The organism is Actinoplanes sp. M2I2 (assembly GCF_023544445.1).
Taxonomy (GTDB): Bacteria; Actinomycetota; Actinomycetes; order Mycobacteriales; family Micromonosporaceae; genus Actinoplanes.
Map to the genome: position 1 here is coordinate 1 of NZ_JALPVJ010000022.1, position 3,981 is coordinate 3,981.

At 70.6% G+C, this 3,981-nt stretch carries 2 protein-coding genes; both read right to left on the reverse strand.

Annotated elements, in window-relative coordinates; all coding sequences use genetic code 11:
- Positions 1-532 precede the first annotated feature (532 nt).
- On the reverse strand, positions 533-1,723 hold the full coding sequence (gene metK, locus HJC40_RS35440; RefSeq protein WP_250007819.1) for a methionine adenosyltransferase: 1,191 nt from the start codon (positions 1,721-1,723) through the stop codon (positions 533-535).
- Between the two features lie 75 nt (positions 1,724-1,798).
- On the reverse strand, positions 1,799-3,016 hold the full coding sequence (gene coaBC / locus HJC40_RS35445; protein ID WP_250007820.1) for a bifunctional phosphopantothenoylcysteine decarboxylase/phosphopantothenate--cysteine ligase CoaBC: 1,218 nt from the start codon (positions 3,014-3,016) through the stop codon (positions 1,799-1,801).
- Positions 3,017-3,981 lie beyond the last annotated feature (965 nt).

Consider the following 3,981-nt stretch of genomic DNA (forward strand, 5'->3'; position numbering starts at 1 on the left):
CAGGCGGACGCGCAGCCAGGCAGGCGGACGCGCAGCCAGGCAGGCGGACGCGCAGCCAGGCAGGCGGACGCGCAGCCAGGCAGGCGGACGCGCAGCCAGGCAGGCGGACGCGCAGCCAGGCAGGCGGGCAGACAGGCGGCTGGGTGGGGCAGGCAGGTGCGGAGGCGTGCGGGCAGCTGGCTGGGCGTGCAGCTCGCTTAGTGGGCAGGCGGACAACTGACTGGGTGCGCAGCGGACGCGCAGCTCGCTGGGCGGGCAGGCAGGCGCGCAGGCAGCCGGCTAGTTGCACAACTCGCTGCGTGGGCAGGCAAGCGCGCTGGCGTGCGGGCAGATGGCTGGGCGCAGCGGACGCGCAGCTCGCTGAGTGCGCAGGCGGACGCGCGGGCGCGCAGGCAAGCCAGGCGCGTGGGCGCGTCAGCAGGCGCGTAGCTCGCTGGGTGGGTAGGCGGGCGGGCCGGCGATGGGCAGGCGTGACGCAGAACCGGCGCCCCCGCTGTTTGCGGGAGCGCCGGGTGCGGTGCGGTGGGGAGCCTCAGGCGGCGGCGTTCTTCAGGTCCTGGGCTCGGTCGGTGTTCTCCCAGAGCAGCTCGGGGACCTCGCGGCCGAAGTGGCCGTAGGCGGCCGTCTGCTGGTAGATCGGGCGCAGCAGGTCGAGGTCGCGGATGATCGCGGCCGGGCGGAGGTCGAAGACCTCGTTGATGGCCTTTTCGATGCGCTCGACCGGCACGTTCTCGGTGCCGAACGTCTCGACGAACAGCGACACCGGGTGGGCCTTGCCGATCGCGTAGGCGACCTGGGTCTCGCAGCGCTCGGCCAGGCCGGCCGCCACGACGTTCTTGGCGACCCAGCGCATCGCGTACGCCGCGGAACGGTCCACCTTGGACGGGTCCTTGCCGGAGAACGCGCCGCCGCCGTGGCGGGCGTAGCCGCCGTACGTGTCGACGATGATCTTGCGGCCGGTGAGGCCGGCGTCGCCCATCGGGCCGCCGATCTCGAAGCGGCCGGTCGGGTTGACCAGCAGGCGGTAGCCCTCGGTGTCGAGGCCGAGGCCTTCGAGCTCGGGCGCGATCACGTGCTCGCGGATGTCGGGCGTGAGCAGCGACTCGAGCGAGATGTCGGCCGCGTGCTGCGACGAGACGACGACCGTGTCGAGCCGGACCGGGCGCAGACCGTCGTACTCGATGGTGACCTGAGTCTTGCCGTCGGGCCGCAGGTAAGGGATCGTGCCGTCCTTGCGGGCGGTCGACAGGCGGCGGGCCAGACGGTGGGCGAGCGCGATCGGCAACGGCATCAGCTCGGGCGTCTCCGAGCAGGCGAAGCCGAACATCATGCCCTGGTCGCCGGCGCCCTGCGAGTCGAGGACGTGCTCGCTGTCACCCTCCCGCAGCTCGAGGGCGCTGTCGACGCCCTGCGCGATGTCGGGCGACTGCGAGCCGATCGAGACGCTGACGCCGCAGGACGCGCCGTCGAACCCCTTCTTCGACGAGTCGTATCCGATCTTGAGGATCGTGTCACGCACGATGCTCGGGATGTCGGCGTACGCCTGCGTGGTGACCTCACCCGCGACGTGCACCTGGCCGGTCGTGATGAGCGTTTCCACCGCGACACGGCTGCGGGGGTCCTGCGCCAGCAGGGCGTCGAGAATGCCGTCGCTGATCTGGTCAGCGATCTTGTCCGGGTGGCCTTCCGTGACCGACTCGGAGGTGAACAGGCGGCGTGCCACGGTGCTCCTCAGAATTGTCGAATACAACGTAACGCGGAAGTGTAGTCACCACGTCTGACCGGAGTCGCCTGGGTACTAGGCCGTCCCACCGTCGTCGACCTGGCGTTCCAGGAGCGCGACGACACGGTCGTAAATCATATCGGCCACATCGCCTTTCGGGAGTTCGCCGTATTCCGTCGTGCTCCCGTCGGCCCCGAGCAACGTGACCTCATTGTGGTCGGCGCCGAAGACGCGGTCCACACCCACCTCGTTAACGACGATCAGGTCAGCACGTTTCTTGACCAGTTTGGCCCGGGCGTGCTCGATGGCGTCGTGGGTTTCGGCCGCGAACGCCACGAGGATCTGCCCGGGACGTTTCGCCGCACCCAATTCCGCCGCGATGTCCGGGTTGGTCACGAGGGTGATCGGCTCCGGCGTACCGCTGTCTGTCTTTTTGATTTTTTCGACCGCCACGGCAGCCGGCCGGAAATCGGCCGGGGCAGCGGACATCACCACGATGTCAGCGTCCCCGGCGGCCTTGACCGTCGCCGCGCGCAGTTCCTCCGTCGTTCCCACTCGAACGAGGTCCACACCTGCCGGATCGGGCAGCGTCACGTTCGCGGCGATCAGCGTCGTGCGAGCACCCCGGGCCGCCGCCGCCTTCGCCAGCGCGTACCCCTGCTTGCCCGACGACCGGTTCCCGAGGAAGCGCACCGGGTCGAGCGGCTCCCGGGTCCCCCCCGCGGTGACCACGACGTGCCGCCCGGCCAGATCAAGGTCAAGACCCCGCCGGTGTACGCGCAACGCCAGCTCGAAGATCTCGGCCGGGTCCGGCAGGCGCCCCTTGCCCGTGTCCTTGCCGGTCAGCCGCCCGACCGCCGGCTCGATGACCACCGCGCCCCGGGACCGCAGCGTGGCGACGTTGGCCTGGGTGGCCGGGTTGTCCCACATCTCGGTGTGCATGGCCGGCGCGTAGACGACCGGGCAGGTGGCGGTCAGCAGCGTGTTGGTGAGCAGGTCGTCGGCGATGCCGTGCGCGGCCTTGGCCAGCAGGTCGGCCGTCGCCGGGGCCACGACGACGAGCTCGGCGGCCCGCCCGATCCGCACGTGCGGCACCTCATGCGCGTCGTCCCATACGTCGGTCGCGACCGGGCGGCCCGACAGCGCGGCCCAGGTGGGCGCCCCCACGAACTGCAGAGCCGACGCCGTGGGCACGACCCGCACCTTGTGCCCTGACTCGGTGAACAGCCGCAGCAACTCACAGGCCTTGTAGGCGGCGATGCCACCCGCGACCCCGAGGACGACTTCAGTCACCGCAGAACCCCCGAACGCTGAGAACGCCGCCCACCGATGCGAGCGACCGAGCCAACGCTAGCCCGCCGAAGGATCAACCCGCGGGCTGCCTGTGGACAACAACCAACTGTGGACAAGCCCGACCGCCCTTGACACAGCCGGCGCCTCCCCTGACGTCCTCGTCCCCCGGGGGCCGCGAAGGCGTCGCGGTGCGTGATGGCCGCGGCGTAACCGCCGATCAGAGGGACTCGCACGGCCGGGCACGCAGGCTCATGAACACCTACGCGCAGGCCTCGCCGAGCCACCGGGCACGCGAACTTCATCCAGCTACCAGCACGGACGCCGCATCTGGCTGCCTGCGCCGTATCCAGCGGCCTGCGCCGTAACCGCCTGCCTGCGCCGTATCCAGCTGCATGCCACGCTGACGCGATCTACCTGCCTGCCGCGCTGATGTGCATACCCAGGCTCGACTCGACGTGGGTGGACCCTGGGGCTCTGCCCCAGACCCCGGCCATCGCTGGAGAGCTCCCTGGCGATGGTTGCGGTGAGGGGCTTGGGGGCTCTCCGGGCAACGACAGGCGCAAGCGAATCGCAAGCAAGGGCAGGACGCAAGCACACCCCGCTTGCGTCCTGCCCTTGCTCACGATGAGCGGCGACTGCCGTCGCCCGGAGAGCCCCCAAGCCAAGACCCCGGCTTAGAAAAAGACCAACCCCAGCCGTTTACGACGGAGCCGAAGGCGGACGCAACCGGCGCGGTGCGTCCGCTTGACCCACCACCCAGGCCGGCCTGCCCGAGATGACCGCCCGGCTTCGTCCCCAACGCGGCAGCCAGACCACCGACCCGTCAGGGGACCGCCTACGCAACCCCGCACTCAGCAGCGAGTGACCCACCACCTGCCCGCCGGTTGACTCCCGGCAAGGCCGGGGCCGAGGGTGGCCACGCAGGGCATAAAACGCTCCACAGCCCAGCGTGGCCACCCTCGGCC